Source organism: Mucilaginibacter ginsenosidivorax (assembly GCF_007971525.1).
In the GTDB taxonomy this organism is placed as follows: Bacteria; Bacteroidota; Bacteroidia; order Sphingobacteriales; family Sphingobacteriaceae; genus Mucilaginibacter; species Mucilaginibacter ginsenosidivorax.
The window spans coordinates 7320926-7339127 of sequence record NZ_CP042437.1; the positions used below are offsets into that span (position 1 = coordinate 7320926).

General features: G+C 46.6%; 9 protein-coding genes. 8 read left to right on the forward strand and 1 reads right to left on the reverse strand.

Translation table 11 applies throughout. The features are described 5' to 3' along the window. Nucleotides 1-45: 45 nt before the first annotated feature. Complete coding sequence (locus FSB76_RS30080; RefSeq protein WP_147060134.1) at nt 46-5355, forward strand: Ig-like domain-containing protein; 5310 nt, start codon at nt 46-48, stop codon at nt 5353-5355. A 131-nt stretch (nt 5356-5486) separates the two neighbouring features. Here the strand turns inward: FSB76_RS30080 and FSB76_RS30085 are convergent, their stop codons facing one another. Beyond that, a complete protein-coding gene (locus FSB76_RS30085; protein WP_225976353.1) occupies nt 5487-8876 on the reverse strand; it encodes a DEAD/DEAH box helicase in 3390 nt (1129 codons plus the stop codon). Nucleotides 8877-9208: 332 nt separating this feature from the next. On the opposite strand from FSB76_RS30085, the gene FSB76_RS30090 reads away from it, so the two are divergent. The 7 genes from FSB76_RS30090 (at nt 9209) to FSB76_RS30120 (ending at nt 18192) form a co-directional block, all read left to right on the forward strand. Continuing rightward, on the forward strand, nt 9209-9859 hold the full coding sequence (locus tag FSB76_RS30090; RefSeq protein ID WP_147060136.1) for a fibrobacter succinogenes major paralogous domain-containing protein: 651 nt from the start codon (nt 9209-9211) through the stop codon (nt 9857-9859). Nucleotides 9860-9958: 99 nt separating this feature from the next. Then, nucleotides 9959-11266 (forward strand): SWIM zinc finger family protein, encoded by a 1308-nt coding sequence (locus tag FSB76_RS30095; protein ID WP_147060138.1) that lies wholly within the window; start codon nt 9959-9961, stop codon nt 11264-11266. Further along, on the forward strand, nt 11266-12747 hold the full coding sequence (locus FSB76_RS30100) for a DUF5691 domain-containing protein (protein WP_147060140.1): 1482 nt from the start codon (nt 11266-11268) through the stop codon (nt 12745-12747). The genes FSB76_RS30095 and FSB76_RS30100 overlap by 1 nt, the downstream gene beginning before the upstream one ends. 11 nt (nt 12748-12758) lie before the next feature. Further along, nucleotides 12759-13835, forward strand: a complete 1077-nt coding sequence (locus FSB76_RS30105) for an ATP-binding protein (RefSeq protein WP_147060142.1) — start codon at nt 12759-12761, stop codon at nt 13833-13835. A 156-nt stretch (nt 13836-13991) separates the two neighbouring features. Further along, nucleotides 13992-16253, forward strand: a complete 2262-nt coding sequence (locus tag FSB76_RS30110) for a DUF5682 family protein (RefSeq protein WP_147060144.1) — start codon at nt 13992-13994, stop codon at nt 16251-16253. Beyond that, a complete protein-coding gene (locus tag FSB76_RS30115; protein WP_147060145.1) occupies nt 16243-17385 on the forward strand; it encodes a VWA domain-containing protein in 1143 nt (380 codons plus the stop codon). Before FSB76_RS30110 ends, FSB76_RS30115 begins: the two co-directional genes overlap by 11 nt. 180 nt (nt 17386-17565) lie before the next feature. After that, nucleotides 17566-18192: a M15 family metallopeptidase gene (locus FSB76_RS30120; protein WP_147060148.1), complete on the forward strand. Its 627-nt coding sequence runs from the start codon at nt 17566-17568 to the stop codon at nt 18190-18192. Nucleotides 18193-18202: the final 10 nt, after the last annotated feature.

The following is an 18202-nucleotide window of genomic DNA, read 5'->3' on the forward strand; positions in this document are numbered from 1 at the left end:
CGAACCTTATTATCATAAAGCTGAAACTAATAGATATTGAGGTTAATGAAGATCCGTCTACTTTTTTTAATTTTTTTGCTTACTTCCCTGCGTGGCTTTAGTCAGTCATGCTCTTTATCTGTATCTATAACTTCTTCCGAGCCGGGCATATGTGCAGGTAACACCATTGGTTTAACAGCTACGCCCTCTGGTGGTACCGGCAGCTATGATTATGCCTGGAGTACCGGCGAAACTGTTAACCCAATTCATGTAAACAAAGCAGGTAATTATACGGTAACCGTCACCGACAAAACTTCTGGTTGCACAGCCAGCAAAACAATTACGGTGAGTATTACACCAACGCCAGCCGCACCCGTAGTAACGGGTGGAGGTACACTTTGCAAGGGAACAATAGCCCATCTTCAGATTACCTCGGCCGGAGATAGCTTTCAATGGTATACACAGGCTTCCGGCGGCAGTCCCTTTCATACCGGTATTAGTTACGATACGCCTCCTGTTAACGCTTATGCAGCTTACTATGTTGAAACCACCACTGCCGGCTGTACAAGCGCCAGGGTTGCGGTCTATGTTAATGTTTTAGGTCAACCGACGGCCCACAATGTTAAAGCCTGTGCAGGCAGCCCGGTTACCCTATCAGTAAGTGATGGTGACAATTATAGCTGGTATACCTCAAATACGTCAACAAACGTGGTTAATTCCGGCCCAACGCTCACCATAGCATCATTAAATAATTCAGTAACTTATTATGTTTCCTCAACTGTTAACGGTTGCACAAGCCAGCGTACTGCCGTATCGGCAACGGTAACCTCGGCGCCGCAATCGCCTACTGTTACTAATAATAACCCGGTATGTTCAGGTTCTGTAATTACTTTGCATGCCGATGCACCATCTGGTGTAGTTGATTGGTTTGATACACCATCGGGCGGCACCCCATTAATATCAAGCCCCGATTATACAACTCCGGTGCTTACTGCCAATACCACCTACTATGTACAAAATACGTTAAATGATTGCCAGAGTTCCCGTGTACCGGTTACAGTTACGGTAACGCCTATACCCGCAGCCCCGCCACAACAAACCGTAAATAGCTGTTATAATAGCAGTGCCCACCTTACTGCAGGCACAACAGGCACCTACCAATGGTATGCTGATGCAGATGGTAAACATTTTTTAAAGCAAGGCCTTACCTATGATACCCCACCATTAACCCATGATATTACTTACTATCTTATGGCCGTTAATTCAGGCTGTAACAGTACGCTCAGCCCGGTAAATGTTGTGGTCGCGCCGCTTGTTCCGGCGCCATCGGTATTAAACCCACCCCTTACCTGTTACGGTTCCACAGCCGAGCTTACCGCTACCGCTCCAGGAGGTACCTACCAGTGGTTTGCGACTGCTACAGATAATAATGCATTACCGGTTACCCAGAACGGAAAATTCACAACGCCGGCGTTAACCACCACCACTACCTATTATGTACAAACAGTAGTAGGGCAATGCACAAGCGCCCGTACCGCGGTAAAGGTACCTGTATTAGGCCAGGTAAGTCAACCGGTAATACGTGATACCAGCACCTGCTCTGGAAACCCTGTAACATTAACAGCAAGCGGACCTGCCGGAAATTATGCATGGTATGATAGCAGTAATACGCTTATACAGCTTGGGCAAACATTTACCACCCCGGCATTAACATCTACAACAACATACACTGTACAACTTACGGTGAATGGCTGCGCCAGCGCACCTGCTCCGGTAAAGGTGACTGTTACACCGTTGCCACAATCGCCGGTAGCGGGGCCGTCGCCTACAATTTGCCCCGGTACCACTGCCAATCTTACAGCCAGCGTACCCGCAGGCGAAAGTATCGACTGGTATGCAGTACCCTCGGGAGGTGTATCTTTGCATACAGGTAACAGTTATACAACGCCACCATTATCTGCCAATACAACTTATTATCTGCAGAGCACGTCGGGAGCCTGCACCAGCGCGCGTACTCCAATAACCGTTAATGTTGATAACAGCGGTACTACGTTTGCTTATCCATCGTCGACATTTGCAACAACAGGCGCAAATCCAACGCCCACTATTATCAATCCATCTGGTAGTGGCACCTTCAGCGCACCTTCGGGTATCGTATTTATAAGTACCACCACAGGGCAAATCAATGTGGGCGCAAGCAGTCCAGGCAGTTATATTATTGTTTATACCAGTAGCGGAACTTGCTCGGGAACCTATTCTGTTCCTGTAACCATTACCGATAAACCCAATACCGCTTTTACATACAATACCCCTATATGTAAAACCGGGGCTAACCCTAAACCTCAATTTGCAGCCGGTGCCAGCGCAGGTGTTTTCACTGCATCGCCGGCCGGATTAACTTTTGTAGATAGTTTTACCGGCGAAATAGACTTGAAAAATACAACCAAAGGAACATATACTATTCAAAATACCATACCTCCCAGCGGCGGTTTTGCAGGCGACTCGTCGACTTTTAAAATTACCATTGATGACGCGGTTGTAATTAGCGCCGGGGGCAATCAGAGTGTACCGCTAAATACCCCGGTAACTTTAAATGGCAGCATAACCGGTGCATCAGGAGGTACCTGGTCTGGCGGGGCAGGAAAATTTTCGAACGTTAACGACCTGCACGCTGTTTATACACCAGCAGTTGATGAAAGCAAGGCTGTGCTCACTTTAGTTTCAAATAAGCCCGCCGGGGCGTGTAATGCAGCATCGGCAACGGTAACCATTTTGTTTAACACGCCTCCGCCGGCGCCTACTGCCAAAGATGTCCAGATTTGTACGGGCAGCAGTGCTACACTAACGGCTACTGCGCCGGGGGGGAACTATGATTGGTTCAATGTAGCTAACGGTGGTTCGTCAATAAAGCAAGGTGCAACTTACACTACTCCTGTACTAACGGCTACCACAACCTATTATGTCCAAACCACTGTAAACGGGCTTAAAAGTCCACGTACAGCAGTAACAGTTACCATTTATGATGTACCGCCCACACCCGCAACTTCGGCAGATACGGTTGTTATTTGCGCAGGTGGCACCGCAAAATTTGTTGCAAGCGGTTCTGTTGGCAACTACCAGTGGTTTAACGAAAGCGGGCAAACCGTGGCTACGGGAGCTACTTTTACAACATCGCCATTAAACACCAGCACCTTTTATAATGTACAAAGTGTAATTGGGCAATGCGTAAGTGCAATGAAAAAGGTAGTTGTTATAGTTAATTCAATACCCTATATCACCAGTACCTCAAGCGGTTTTATTTGTAGCGGCAACCCTTTAAATTATACTATAACAGCCAATTTGCCAAATGCTACATTTAATTGGCGCCGGGCAGCTGTAGCAGGCATCAGTAACCCGGCAGTATCAAACCAAACCAATGCTTTAATTTCAGAAACGCTAATCAACACCACGGCCAATCCTATAAATGTAACATACGCAATAACACCAATAGGTGGCACATGCTCAGGCACGCCTATTAATTATGTTGTTACAGTTTACCCCACACCATTGATAACCAGCCGGGCTAAGGATACAATTTGCAATGGCACCTCTGCCAATTACACAATAAAATTTAACACTGCTAACACCTCATTTAGCTGGGGCAGGGCCGCGGTGCCCGGCATTACCAATAATGCCGTAAGCGGGCAGGCCTCAAATGTTATCAGGGAGGTTTTATATAATACAAATACAACCCCGGTTGACGTTGTTTATACTATTAATTATAAAACAAATGATTGCGACGGGGCGCCATTTAGCTGGGTGGTTACTGTTAACCCGGCACTTAATATTACCAGCGATACTACATCCCTGGCATGTAACCAAACGCCGCAAAATTATACTATTACATCAAATGTGCCCACTGCAACTTTTACCTGGAGCAGGGCGGCGGTACCGGGTATCAGCAACGCGGCAGCTACCGGAAACAGCGCTTTGATTGATGAGACTTTAATAAACACAACAATATCGGCTGTGACCGTTAATTATATTTTAACGCCGATTGCCTATGGTTGTACCGGCCTCCCATTTACGCATCCGGTAAAAGTTAACCCCAAGCCCGGTGTGCCGCCTGCAAACAGTAATTCGCCGGTGTGCCTGGGCAACACCATTAATTTACGTACGCCATCTTTGGCCGGCGCCACATATATGTGGACAGGACCTAATGGCTATTCATCAACATCACAAAACCCGGATGTCCCCGCTACTATTGCAAGTGCAGGTACGTATAACTTATTTGTTACGGTTGGGGGCTGTACAAGTGATGCCGGTGTAACCACGGTGCAGGTAAACCAACCGCCACTGGCTAAAGCTACCGGGCCACTATTGGTGTGTGTTAACGCTACATCAATTCCGCTTAAAGGGTCGGTAACTGGTGGCACTACAACAGGTATCTGGTCGTCAAGCAATCCGAAGGGGAAATTTTTACCATCTTCAACCACCATTGATAATGTGCAATACATCCCATCGGCCGAAGAAAAGGCCGTAGGTAATGTTACCATAACCCTGTCATCTACCAGCAAGGACGATTGTACTATATCAACCTCAACCCTAAATATTGTATATGGGCAAGAGCCGGGCGCCGATGCCGGTAAAGACCAGAATGTTTGTTCGCAGGATCAATTGGTACAATTGGCCGGTAAAATTCTGGTGCCGGGTGCTACAGGTTTCTGGAGCACGGCTAAAGGCGATGGCCAGTTTCATTCAGGCAACCAGGTTAATGCATCATATTCGCCGGGTCCCAACGATATCAAGAATGGTTCAGTTATGTTAACTTTTAATGTAGATAACTCGGGCCAGTGCTATACGCCATCTGATTCGGTTAAGATAACATTCTTCGGCCCGGCCGCGCTTACTACCGAAAAAACAAGATATGTGTTAAAAGATAAAACGATTACGCTGCATCCGTCGGTAAATGATAATACCGTTGCATATTTATGGGCGCCCAATTATAATATCAGCGATATTCATATTAAAGAGCCGGTAATAACAGGAAGCGTGGATACAACGTATACCTTAACCATCACCGATAGTTTAGGTTGTGTAACTACCGGTAAAACCCATATTGTGGTATCGCCAACACTTTCGGTCTCCAATGCTTTCTCGCCCAATGGCGATGGTACTAACGATACATGGGAGATAACAGGGCTTGTAGCTTACGAAAATTCGACAGTGGATGTGTTTAACCGTTATGGAACCCTGATATTCCATTCCAAAGGTTATGGAGTACCCTGGGACGGTAAATCAAACGGCCAACCTGTACCTGTGGGGGTTTATTACTTTATTGTAGATACTAAGGTGAACGGGCAAAGGTTTACAGGATATGTTACGGTTTTGCGTTGATCTGAGGTCTGTGACCTGGGGTGTGTGGTCTGTGTTGGATTATATTAAGATGGTTAAAACAAACGCGTCAGAAGTTTTTTTTTCGCACACCACACACCACAGGTCACACGCCTCAGACGACAGACCTCAGATCACCCCAAAATCCCCAGCAAATCCGTTTTAGACATGGATTGTAAAAACGAGCCGTCGGTATTAACCAGATTATCGGCCAGGCTGCGTTTAAAATCCTGCATCTGCATTATTTTTTCTTCCACGGTATCGGGGCAAATCATCCTTACGGCTACTACGTGTTTATTTTGACCTATACGGTGCGATCTGTCGATAGCCTGGTTTTCAACAGCGTGGTTCCACCAAGGGTCTACCAGGTAAACGTAATCGGCTTCGGTTAAATTAAGGCCGGTACCACCTGCTTTCAGGCTGATGAGGAATACGCTGATCTTCGGGTTGTTTTGAAATTCGTTCACCGCGGCCTCGCGGTTACGGGTACTGCCGGTGAGCCAGCTGAATTCAATTTTACGGCTTACCAATTCTTTTTTGATGAGTTCCAGCATCGATACAAATTGCGAGAATACCAATATTTTATGCTGATGCTGTTTGCTCTCAATCTGCTCAATCAGCATATCAATCTTTGCCGATTCATTCCCCGGCAATTTCCCTCCCTCAATCAGTAAGGGTGAATCGCAGATTTGCCGTAGCTTGGTCAAGCCTTTTAGCACATTCATCGGAGTCTTTCGCAATTCGTCGCTGGTAGTGGCCGAGATGTATTCACGGAATTCCTTTTCGTATGCATCGTAAATTTTGCGTTGCTGCTCCTTCATCTCGCAATACAAAACCATCTCGGTTTTTTCAGGCAATTCGGCGGCAACCTGTTGCTTGGTGCGACGCAAAACAAAGGGTTTTATTTTGTACTGTAGTTCGGCCGCGCGTTTATGACTCTTGAATTTATCAATGGGCACGGCATAAATCTCTTTAAAATATTGTTTTGTACCCAACAACCCGGGGCAGGCAAATGATAACTGCCCGTAAATGTCGAAAGTATTATTTTCGATAGGGGTCCCCGTAATGGTTATCCGGTTGCGCGATTTTAACAAACGCGCAGCTTTATACCGTTGCGAATCGGGGTTTTTGATCTGCTGCGATTCGTCAAGGAAAACGTAGTTAAACTGGTAATGCTTTAAAAAGTTAATATCGGCCAGCAAGGTACCGTACGATGTCAGGATAATTTCGTAACCATCAAAATCCACTGTGCTTTTTATTCTGTCGGCACCGTAAATGGTGTGCATCCTGATGGATGGGGCAAACTTTTTAACCTCGGCCTGCCAGTTAAAAATGATGGATGTAGGCACCACCAGCAAATTGGTATTGCGTTCGCGTTTTTGGCGTTGCGATAATATGAACGCAATGATCTGCATAGTTTTACCCAGGCCCATATCATCGGCAAGGCATCCGCCAAAATTAAAATCGTCTAAAAAGTTTAGCCAGTTTAACCCCTGCTGCTGGTAAGGGCGAAGGGTCGCCTTCAAATCTGCCGAAACCTCTACGTGCGCTATCTTATCAAAATTGGCTAACTTTTCACGGTAGGTATATAATTCAGCTTTAACCTCTTCGTCCATCACCTGCTGGTCAAACAGTTCGGCAATGGCGGTATAATTTATTTTGTGGATGCTTAAAATGTCCTCGTCGGTTACTTCGCCGGCGTTAAAGTACTTGGTAAATTTTTCTATCCAATCTAAAGGCAAAATGCCCAGGGTGCCGTCGTCAAGCTGTATGTATTTGCTTTTGTTGCGTACCGCTTTTTGTACCCGTTTTAGGCTGGTTTTGGTTTTGCCAAAGCGAATTCCTATTTCGGTATTAAACCAGTTGATGCCGCTTAATACCCTGATGGTGATGTTTACCTTGTTAGGGTTTAGCTTATTACCCTCCAGTTCGTTAAAGCCTAAAACGGTAATGCCATGCTGCCGCCAGTCTTCAAATACATTTAAAAACCACTCTTCTTGTAAAAAATGCCTTTTGTGCAGGTAAAAATAATGCAGATCGTTGTCCAGTTGTTCTTCAAAATAGGGGTGCTGCCTTACCAATAAGGCGGTTAGGGCTATCTCGGCATCGTCATCGCGTTTTACAATAAATTCGTTGCCTTTATGGTCAAGCCCGTGAATGGTGCGTTTGGTGCGTACGGGAATTTCGGCCTCGCCGTAGCGCATTACGGGAATAATCATCACATGGCTGCCAAAATCCGACAGGTAAATGATTTGTTCTGTTTCGGTATCAAAGCCCTGTTGTTTTAACTGGGCCTGCGTGGCCGGTTTTATATGCTGATAGGCAATGCTGATCCTGTCTTCCAGTTTGGTGAGCAGCTGCGTTTTAAACTCCTTGTATTTGGAGTGGTGAATAAGCAGGTTTTCGGGCCGTTTGCGCATCAGGTCGATAATGCCCAATAGCTGAAGGTTATCGGCCAGGTAAAGTTTATCCTTTGCCAAAATAAAATAACTGAACCGGATACCCAGGTCTTTAAGCTGATGCACCTCGTCGTCAATTTTAAGCTGGCCCGAAAATTCATAAAAAGGCCCGCGCGGTTTAATATCCAGGTTTACGTTTTGCGGCAGCAAGCCCACTTTAACCGGCACAATGGATGACGCCGTAATATTATCAGATGCCTCGGTGTTGTGGTAATAAAAATCGTATTGCAAAGGGTTTTTGATAATAGCTTTTAAGGCCAATATATCGGCTGCCGACCGTTTACTGTTAATATGGTTTTGAAACTTATTTATCCCCGTAAAAAACTTGATCTGCTCATGGTCGTCCGTACTCCATATCTGGTCTAATGGGTTTATCAGCGTAAGCGGGTTTTTAATTTTGCCCTCTTTGGTAATTTGCGCGCTATACAGCTCCACAAACAGGTATTTATAATATTTGTGCTGTTTTAATACAATACACATCGATTGGCCGGTATTGCCATCCGCCTTATCAGTAATTGCCGCATCGGTGGGCAGCAGCATTTCGCCGTACTGGGCCAGACTATCTTTGGTAACCGGGATGAGCGAGGGCAGGCGCGGGACAATCACCGCTTGTTTATCGGTATACATCACCTTAAAAAACGGATCCAGGTCGGGCTCATTTTCCAGGCCGTAATCAAAGGCAACTTTCCGTAGTTTTTCGTCGCGCAGGCGGGCATCAAAATAGATGCACAGCTCGTTCTTTTTAACAAGGGCGGTAAGTACCGCGGTTTGATGTGCGCAAAGCCTGCCGTGGCTGGCATTACAGCCACAGATTAACTGTAGCTGGCTGTTGTTTTGCACCACGGTAACCTCCGGGAAGTTATCGCCATCAAACTCGTGGTAAAACACGCCGCTGTCGATATCGATTACCTCCGGGATGATCTGTTTATAATAGGAGGGATGATTATCAAAACCACCGCCCGACCGCTGGAGTATAGCAGTATCGGTAATGGCTGCAAAAGGCAGATCTAAAATATAAGTATGGCCTTCATGTTCATCATCCTCATAAATAGCTACAGTATCCAATATAATTCCCCCGGTGTGTTTTGGGTAAATATCTTAACAATTGCGGAAAGTAGGGGTATGTGTGCTATGAATTTTTAATAACAACACTGTCATAAATATTGCGTGTGCCGAACGTGCTGTCCGGAAATCGAACAGCACAGAATGAATATTATTTCCGAAATCGGCAGGGGCGTAGCCCCGGAACGTTTTGTAGCAACGGCTTTCAATCCGTTGATTGGAAAGCTATGATTTTAGAGAGCAGTTGGCTTGGTACATATAACGGCGAAATATCGTACCCGACGTTGGATGGTTTACATATCATAATGTTATCTTTAGCACAATCAAATCTTATCATGAAGTATTGCTTTTTTATATCCGCATTAATTTTGATGGCCGCGCTGGCGTGTAAAAAGTCGGCTGCGCCGGTTGTTTCTCCTCAGCCCAATTATGGCAAGGTTACAATTGCTCATGTTGACTACAGGACTGTTACGATAGGAAAGCAGACCTGGACGGAGCAAAGTTATCATTACAGGTACGACCCGGTAGATGGACCATATGGGACCAGCAATGGCGATTATTATTTTGCATTAGGCAATAGACCCGATACTTTGCCAACCGGGTGGCGTGTAGCCACCGTTGCCGATTTTAATAAGCTAACCGCTAATTTTAAATATACAACAGATTTTAGAGGAAATAATGTAGCTGTCGCCGGAGGTGGTATCGAAAAAATTTGTGGTAACTTTCAATGGACCACTGTAGAGGGTACAAATGCCCTGTTTTTTAACGGTCAGCCGTCTGGCTACGTTATGAGGCCGCAGACAGCTGATGGCGGTAGACGCGACCCGACCAGCGGCTATTATCTTGCCGCTAAATACGTAGGCGACCGTGATTTTCATAATGTGCTGTTTTACAAGCTGAACCCCAAATATGCAGGTATTGTTAGTGTAAATGATGGTACCGATAGTATTGCAACAGCGCTTATGCGTTTTGTAAAGGATAATTAATGAGAGATTTCTTATGCTGTGAAAAGATATTTCACTTGCCAATATTTTAATTTTCTTCCTATTTTTAAAACCTAAACACTCACAACAAATAACACCGTTTTGCAGCTAACAGAAGACCAGATATACGCCCTTGCGCCCGATGAAGCTTCAAAAAAGGCGGGTCGCGATTTGGCCGGTCCGGCTAAATGGGTTACCAAAGGCATTAATGAACTGGCGCTTTGGGGCGAATGCCAGGGCAGCGGCAGTAAACCCTATCAAACCCAGGTTGATTTAACTTCCATAGCCTTTAAATGTTCGTGCCCAAGTCGCAAGTTTCCGTGCAAGCATGGTTTGGGGCTGTTGCTTTTGTGCGCCCGGCAGCCGGCCTTATTTACCAATGGCGATATGCCGGCCTGGGTAAGCGACTGGATAAGCAAACGATCTGAAAAAGAAGAAAAGAAGGTTGAGAAAGCCGAAAAGCCCGTTGATGAAAATGCCCAGGCCAAACGGCAACAGGCGCGGGAGCAAAAAGTAAGCGGCGGCATTGCCGAATTACAGGTTTGGATAAAAGACATTGTGCGCGGCGGCATTTTAACCATGCCCGAAAAAGGGGCCAGCTTTTGGGAAAACATGGCACGCCGCATGGTTGATTCCCAGGCCGGCGGCTTAGCCGGGATGGTGAGGGCTTTGGCTGCCACCAATTTTTGGAACGAAGGCTGGCAAAGCAGCTTTATGGATAAACTGCTGCAACTATACCTTGTGGCCGAAAGTTACCAGCACTTAGCCAATATTAATCCCTTATTACAACAAGATATCCGCACGGCCATTGGCTTTACCACAAGCCAGGAGGAACTGAAACAGCAAACCGGCGTTACAGATATCTGGCTGGTAATTGGCAAGGATAGCCGCGATGAACAGCAGCTTACCGTGGAGCAAAACTGGCTGTATGGCATTAAAACCAATCAATACGCGTTGGTGCTACAGTTTATAGCAAGGGGGCAGTTTGGGCAGCTGGCTTTAAGCCCCGGCATGTTTTTAGAGGCCGAGCTGGCTTATTTCCCTTCTGCGGTGCCTTACCGGGCCATTATTAAAAATTACAATGCGGTAAGGCCGGTTGATTTGGCCGCGATACAAAGTTATAGCGGCTGGCAGCAGGTGGCAGGGCAGGAGTCGGATCTGAACAGCCGTTTGCCTTTTAGGGGCGAGATGCCTTTCGTAGTGGCCGGGCTAAAGCCTGTGCTGTATCAAAAACAATGGTGGCTACAGGATCAAGATGGCGGCCTATGCAAAATAGCGTCGGCTTATCAAAACATATGGCAGCTGATGGCCATAAGCGGCGGCGAGGCACTCACCATGACCGTTATTGGCAAAGAAAATGAGTATCGCCCGCTTGGGGTTTGGCATCAAAACAACTATAAAGCTATCTGATGAAGGCCTGGGAACACGTTATAAATGCCGCCATGCTGGGCACCGATAAACCTATGCCGGGCAATGCCGATTTGCCGGACGAGGTAGCTATTGCTGCTAACGCGATTGATAGCGCCGACACTTTAGATAAGGAAGTAAAATACCTGCAAAAATCAGCTTTAATATACAATTACAGGCAATGTGGTTTTACCCCATTGCAAAAGCGAGACCTGCCGCAAAACGTAGCCCAACCCGAAACAAAACCCTATTGTACTGAAAACGCGGCCAAGGTTTTAAACGCCATACTCGACGAAAACAACGATGCCTTATTGGACCTTTGGCTAACCTTATGTCACAAAGCCGGGCAATTATTTTTGCCGGATGTTTTGCCTGTACTGTTGGAGAAAGCCGAAAAAGATAAATCATTAAGACCGTCAATAACCGAATGCAGCGGTAACCGCGGCCTTTGGCTGAGCAGGCTGAACCCCGCCTGGGATTATTTTAACGTATTGCCCGATGAAGATATTTGGCAAACTGGTAACCCGACCGAAAGAGCGGAGGTACTCAGGAAGGTGAGACAAAACGATCCTCAAAAAGCACTGGAATGGCTGCAGCAAACCTGGGAGCAGGAAAACGCGGCAAGCAAAGTGGAGCTGTTAAAAGTTTTGAAAACAAAAGCCGGCCCGGCCGATTTGCCCTGGCTGGAAAGTTTGCTGGCCGAGAAAGGGCAGAAGGTTAAAGACGAAGCTTTGATTTTGCTGAAGCATATTCCCGGCTCGTCCATCGTAAAGCAATACGAAGATTTACTGGCCAAAGCCGTGACCCTGAAAAAGGAAAAAGCCATGCTGGGGATGATGACCAAAATCTCTATCCGGCAGGAATTACCGGCAACGGTTGATGAAAGCATTTTTAAATCGGGGATAGAAAAACTGGCCGGGCAAAAAAGCTCGGTAAATGATGAGGGTTATATCATTTACCAATTGATGGCTTCGGTACCGCCTTCGTTTTGGGAAAAACAGTTTGATGCCACGCCCGAGCAGGTGGTGGGCTATTTTGAAAAATATGCCATATCCCAAATTGGGGCTCTGGCTAAGGCGGTTATCAGGTTTAATGCTGATAGCTGGATCCCTTATTTTTTTTACAAAGCCGAGATTCATCCCGAATTTGTGAATAAACTACCCGCACAACAGCGCGATAAATACCTTTTCATGTTTATGGACAATGATGCCCCTAATACCGTGCAAATTGCTTTACGGTGCCAACAGGAATGGGGAATTGAGTTTGCAAAAGCAGCACTGGTACATATGGCGGCACACCCGTACCAATATAACCGTGGCGATTTTGGCCGGATGATCAGGCTGATCCCGGTGGGCATGCTGGGTCACGTGGAAAGGATAGAGCCCAAAGAACTGAACCACCAGGCTCCCTGGGATAAAAACAAAAATTACTTAATTAAATTACTCGGCTTAAAGCAACAAACGCTGCTGGCCTTTAACGCATAAAATAATTTAACATGTCACAGATCTTACGTCAGCATGCAGAGCAATTATTTGCACAGGAACTGGAAGAACTTAAAAAGCAGGATTCGGAGAAGCGCCCGGTAAACTGGGTACTATCGCCACAGGCCGTGGTTACCTACCTTATGGGCGGCAAACTGAAAAACGGTTTCGAGGTATCGCCAAAATACATCGGCAACCGCCGTTTAATGGAAATTGCCGTAGCAACCCTGACTACCGACCGCGCCCTGCTGCTTTACGGTTTGCCCGGAACCGCCAAAAGCTGGGTAAGCGAGCATTTGGCGGCAGGAGTGAGCGGCGATTCGACCCTAATCATCCAGGGAACTGCCGGCACCAGCGAAGAATCTGTACGCTACGGCTGGAATTATGCCCGCCTGATAGCGCAAGGCCCAACAGAGGAAGCACTGGTAGAAACGCCCGTAATGCGTGCCATGAAAGACGGTAAAATAGCGCGTTTGGAAGAGCTGACCCGTATTGGCGCCGATGTACAGGATACGCTGATCACCATCCTGTCGGAAAAAACACTGCCCGTTCCCGAATTGAATATGGAAGTGCAGGCTGTAAAAGGTTTTAACGTGATTGCCACCGCCAATAACCGCGATAAGGGCGTAAATGAATTATCAAGCGCCCTGAAACGCCGCTTTAATACCGTGGTTTTGCCTTTGCCAGATTCTATTGAAGAAGAAATTGACATTGTGCGCCGCCGGGTAGAGAGCTTTGAAAAAGTAATGGAAATGCCTGCCGAACCACCGGCATTACAGGAAATCCGCAGGATAGTAACCATTTTCCGCGAATTACGCGGCGGCGTTACTTTGGATGGCAAAACAAAAATTAAAGTGCCATCGGGCACGCTAAGCACAGCCGAAGCAATATCAGTAGTGAACAGTGGTTTATCAATGGCCGCCTATTTTGGCAACGGGCAAATCAAAGCCGCCGATTTGGCTGCAAGCATTATCGGTTCGGTAATTAAAGACCCCGTGCAGGACAAACTTGTTTGGCAGGAGTACCTGGAAACCGTTGTAAAACCCCGCAACGACTGGAGCGATATTTACCGCGCCTGCCGGGACTTGTAAAGCCAAAAGATTTATAACAAAATGAGGAATGTAAATAATATCGAATAATGAATGTTGAATGTCCAATACCGAAGTTTTTCATTCATTATTCAATATTGGACATTCGGTGTTCGATATTAATTGTTGATATAATATCATCGATTTGATAGCTCAAAAATGGGAGTAAGTATTTTAGGTATCAGGCACCATGGCCCCGGTTCGGCACGGAATGTGAAGGCGTTCCTGGAATTGGTAAAGCCGGATATTGTGTTGGTTGAAGGTCCGCCCGAAGCCGATGCTATGCTGCAATGGGTAGGGCACGAGGGTTTAAAACCTCCTGTGGCTTTGCTATGCTTTCAGCCCGATGATTCGCGGCAGTCGGTATTTTATCCTTTTGCCGATTTTTCGCCGGAGTGGCAGGCTATAATTTATGCTAAAAAGAATAACATCCACGTACGGTTTATGGATTTGCCGGCGGGTAACCAGACGCTGGTAGAGAAGGAGCATGCTGTTGCCCGGCAGGATATTGAACCGGATGCGGTTAACTCCGATGCGCAGCCTTTCGAAAATCTGTATAAAGCGCCGATAAGCTATTTATCAGATGCCGCCGGCTTTGCCGACGATGAAAAGTGGTGGGAGCAGATGTTTGAATACCGCTCAAACAACGATGAGGTATTTGACGCCGTAGCCGAAGCTATGCAGGCTCTTCGGGAAAGCCTGCCCCAAAAAGATAAAAAATTGGAACAACTGCGGGAAGCGTATATGCGCCGCACCATCCGTCAGGCCGAAAAGGAGATGTTCCACACCATCGCCGTTATTTGTGGTGCATGGCATGTGCCTGCGCTGCAAGGCAAATCGTCGCAAAAAGATGATAACGAACTGTTAAAAGGCCTGCCCAAAGTAAAAACCGAATGCACCTGGATTCCCTGGACATTTAACCGCCTGAGCTTTAACAGCGGCTATGGTGCGGGGATAAACTCACCAGGATGGTACAACCACGTTTGGCACCACCCCGCGGATGATGGCACATTGTGGATGGCCCATGTTGCCCAATTGTTTCGCAAGCAGCAGATGGATACCTCGGTTGCCCATATTATTGAAGCGGTGCGTTTAGCAGGCTCTTTAGCTTCCCTACGTGGTCTGCCAAAGGTTGGGTTGGAGGAACTGAACGAGGCTACGCTAAGCGTGCTTTGCAACGGCGAAAGTATTTTACTGAAACTGGTACATGAAGAGTTGATTGTTGGCCACCAGATAGGTGAGGTGCCGGCGGATATCCCCAAGCCGCCGCTACAGTTAGATATTGAAAAACTGCAAAAGAAACTCCGGCTTCCCGCCACTGCCGATTACAAAGATTATACCCTGGACCTGCGTAAAGATACCGACCTGGAACGAAGCGTATTTTTGCACCGCCTTTTACTGTTAGGGATTGATTGGGGCCGCCAGCAATATATCACCGGCAAGGGCACCTTCAAAGAACAATGGCGCCTGCAATGGGATCCCGGTTATTCGGTAGATATCATCGAGCGGGGCAACCTGGGCAACACCGTTGCCGAAGCAGCCGCTGCCAGCGTGCTTAACCGCGCCACTGAAGCCAAAGAACTTAATGAAATCAGCGACTTGCTTGAAAAAAGCATCCCCGCCGAATTACCCGGGGCGATTGAGTCGTTGATCACTCAGCTAAACGATTTAGCAGCCGCCTCAGCCGATGTAATTCAGCTAATGGAGGTAGTGCCGGGGCTTATCACCGTGGCCCGTTACGGCAACGTGCGCAAAACGGATGCTACGATGGTATTAACTATTATCATCAGTATTATCACCCGTATTTGCATCAGCCTGCCCAGCGCCTGTGTAGCCATTGATGAAGATGCCGCCCAAAAACTCCTGGAACTATTTTACAAACTAAACGACGGCATTAACCTGTTACAGGATACAGAGATCACCGCCCTTTGGCAACAAACATTACGGGTGATTGCGGGCAATAAAAATACATCACCGGTAATTGGGGGCTACAGTACCCGGCTGCTCAATGATGGTAAATTATTAGAGGGCGAACAGTTGATGCAATACTTCGGCTACGCCATGTCGTCGGCAACTGCGCCGGATATTGCTGCGGCCTGGCTCGAGGGATTTTTAAAAGGCAGCGGCACTTTGTTGTTACTCGATCTGGATCTTTGGCACGTGATAGACAATTGGGTGTTGGGTTTAACGGATGAGGTATTTATGCAGGTGCTGCCGCTGCTCCGCCGCACGTTTTCCAACTTTACCAGCCCCGAACGGAGGAAGCTGGGGGAAAAGGTGAAGTTTGGTGCGTCAACGGTGCAGCAACGGTTAACCAACGATGCCGGATTGGATACCCAACGGGCATTGAAAGGTATCCCGGTGGTCATGGAATTATTAGGTTTATCTATAAACAATAGCACCCCCCAAAATGGAAACTGAACCACAGCATTTACGCAAATGGCGGCTGATTTTGGGCGGCCACCAACAGGAGGGTACCGGCTTTGAACTGGAAGAAGCCGACCTGAAAGTCGACCGTACTTTAGAGGCATTATATGACAGTGACAAGACCGGCGGACTGGGCGCTTCCTCGCCAAACGTAAGCCGCTGGCTGGGCGATATTCGCACATTTTTCCCATCAAGTGTTGTACAAGTAATGCAGCAGGACGCGCTTAAGCGACTGAACCTCACCCAGATGTTATTTGAAAAAGAGATGCTCGAAAACATCGAGCCTGATGTTCACCTGGTGGCAACACTGATGACACTGAGCCGGGTTATCCCCGATAAAACCAAGGATACCGCCCGCCAGGTAGTACGCAAAGTGGTTGACGAACTGGTAAAAAAGCTTGCCGAACCTACCCGCCAGGCCATTAGCGGCAGCCTGAGCCGGAGTGTACGCAACACCCGCCCAAGGCACAGTGAAATTAACTGGGGTGCCACAATTCTCAAAAACTTAAAACATTATCAGCCTGAATATAAGACCATTGTTCCCGAAAACAGGGTAGGGTATGGGCGTAAAAGATCGTCGCTAAAAGATGTTATCTTGTGCCTTGATCAAAGTGGATCAATGGGTTCATCCGTAGTATACTCCGGCATTTTCGGTAGCGTAATGACCTATATACCAGTTATTAAAACCAAAATGGTTGTATTTGATACCGCTGTAGCCGACCTCACCGAGGAACTGACCGATCCGGTTGAACTTTTGTTTGGTGTGCAGTTAGGTGGAGGTACCGATATCAATGCTGCACTAACTTATTGCCAGCAAATAGTAACCAAACCAACCGATACCGTAATGGTTTTAATAACAGACCTTTACGAAGGTGGCAACGTAAACGAAATGCGCCGGCGAGCGGTAGAATTGGTAGCCTCTGGCGTACAGTTAGTTGTATTACTGGCATTGAGCGATGATGGCGCACCTTCCTACGACCACCGGAACGCCCAGTTCCTGGCCGATTTGGGTGTTCCTGTTTTTGCTTGCACGCCTGATAAATTCCCCGATTTAATGGCAGCAGCGCTTACTAAACAGGATGTTGCTTTGTGGGCTGCTAAAGAAGACCTGGTTTTAAAGAAATGATTTGGTAATGCTGTTCAATAATGCTGGCTATAAGCAGAATTTTAAATAAAATATTGTTTGCCATAAATTAAATCTTTGTTTACTTTAGGTGTAAAGTATAAGATATTGATTTTTAAAACTTTAAATAGTGTTATTAAAACTCAATATTTGCGCTGTTTATTACTACTTAAACCTCAATTTATGTCAAAGAAACCAAGTATCACCCCCGATCAGGCTAAAAATATAGCCTGGTATCTGCAACCTGTTGATTTAGATACCTTGCTCCCCATTAATGTTGGGTTGCGCTCGGCACAGGAAGCAACTATGATATCTGTCCTCGGTTCGCCCCAATTACCACTTACCACGGTTGATCAGCCCGGTAAAGCAAGCCCACTGGTAAAGAAGCTTGCATCCACCTTAAATATCAGCCCTTTAATTATCGCTAACGGTATTAAGCCTTCTGTTCAAAGCCTTAATGCTATACTTACAAAAGCCTTTATGCAGGAACAAGCTGCGGGTCATGATCTTAAAAGTGTACTTAGCTCGGCATATAATATGCTAAATGTTCGTTACCGCAAGCCGCCAAAGGGCCCTCCGTCTACACAAATCAGTAATCATGCCTGGGGTACTGCTATTGATTTTAAGATAATTACCCAGGACTTTTTGGGCGATACACATTCAACCATACCTAAATATATTGAAGTATTACTACCTCTTTTTAACGAAGCCGGCTGGTATTCCGGAATAAGTTTCCATGATACAATGCACTTCGAAGTTTCCGACGGAACTATTCATCAATGGTCGGCCGAAGGAAAATTTAAGATTTAAAAAACGTAAA

Coding starts and splice junctions, on each gene's coding strand:
- FSB76_RS30080 (WP_147060134.1), top strand. CDS start 46: ATGAAGATCCGTCTACTTTTTTTAATTTTTTTGCTTACTTCCCTGCGT.
- FSB76_RS30090 (WP_147060136.1), top strand. CDS start 9,209: ATGAAGTATTGCTTTTTTATATCCGCATTAATTTTGATGGCCGCGCTG.
- FSB76_RS30100 (WP_147060140.1), top strand. CDS start 11,266: ATGAAGGCCTGGGAACACGTTATAAATGCCGCCATGCTGGGCACCGAT.
- FSB76_RS30105 (WP_147060142.1), top strand. CDS start 12,759: ATGTCACAGATCTTACGTCAGCATGCAGAGCAATTATTTGCACAGGAA.
- FSB76_RS30110 (WP_147060144.1), top strand. CDS start 13,992: ATGGGAGTAAGTATTTTAGGTATCAGGCACCATGGCCCCGGTTCGGCA.
- FSB76_RS30115 (WP_147060145.1), top strand. CDS start 16,243: ATGGAAACTGAACCACAGCATTTACGCAAATGGCGGCTGATTTTGGGC.
- FSB76_RS30120 (WP_147060148.1), top strand. CDS start 17,566: ATGTCAAAGAAACCAAGTATCACCCCCGATCAGGCTAAAAATATAGCC.